Origin of the sequence: Micromonospora sp. DT233 (assembly GCF_049841815.1) — a bacterium.
GTDB lineage: Bacteria > Actinomycetota > Actinomycetes > Mycobacteriales > Micromonosporaceae > Micromonospora.
Window position 1 is genome coordinate 1 of record NZ_JBNCLB010000040.1, and the last position, 902, is coordinate 902.

Here is a 902-nt window from a genome sequence, read left to right on the forward strand (position 1 = left end):
CTTACAACTCCTAACTTAATGATGTTGGGCGTAACCGGCTGGACGTGAGGATCGTTTTGTTTGGACGTGAGGAGGGGTGAGCAGCCGCCGTGGGTCGTCTCGGACGATCTATGGGCGGAGATCGCGCCGCTGCTGCCACCCCGGCCGCCTCGCAGGTACCGCTACCCCGGCCGCAAGCCCTTGGACGACCGTAAGGTGCTGTGCGGGATCCTGTTCGTGCTCTACACCGCGATCCCCTGGGAGTACCTACCTCAAGAGCTGGGCTTCGGGTCAGGGATGACCTGCTGGCGTAGGTTGCGGGACTGGAACGACGCTGGCGTGTGGCAACGACTGCACGAGATCCTGCTGGGCAAGCTCCGGGCCACCGGGCAACTCGACATGTCGAGGGCGGTGATCGACGGCTCTCACGTCCGGGCGCTCAAGGGCGGCCCAAAACCGGTCCGAGTCCGGTCGACCGCCGCAAGCCGGGCTCGAAACACCACCTCGTCACCGACGCGGGCGGCATCCCCCTCGCCGCGACCCTGACCGGCGGCAACCGCCATGACGTCACCCAGCTGATGCCCCTGGTCGACAAGATCCCCCGGATCAAGGGCATCCGTGGCCGACCTCGACAGCGACCGGAGCGGATCTACGCCGACCGGGGCTACGACTACGACTGCTACCGCCGCGAGCTGCGGGCCAAGGGCATCACCCCGGTCATCGCCCGCCGCGGCGTCGGACACGGCTCCGGCCTGGGCGCCCGACGGTGGGTCGTCGAGCAGACCATCGCCCTGCTGCATTGGTTCCGCCGCCTCCGCATCCGCTGGGAGATCCGCGACGACATCCACGAAGCCTTCCTCACCCTCGCCTGCGCCATCATCTGCTGGCGCCGACTCCAACACTCAAAGAGTTAGGAGTTGTTA

Annotated in this window: 1 protein-coding gene; it reads left to right on the forward strand. The window is 66.7% G+C overall.

Annotated features, from left to right (window positions below):
• The first annotated feature begins 66 nt into the window (after nt 1–66).
• A protein-coding gene (locus ACLQ2V_RS28095; protein ID WP_425721722.1) for an IS5 family transposase occupies nt 67–893 on the forward strand; the annotation gives its coding sequence in 2 pieces (ribosomal slippage) (nt 67–430 and nt 430–893; 828 coding nt in all).
• Nucleotides 894–902: the final 9 nt, after the last annotated feature.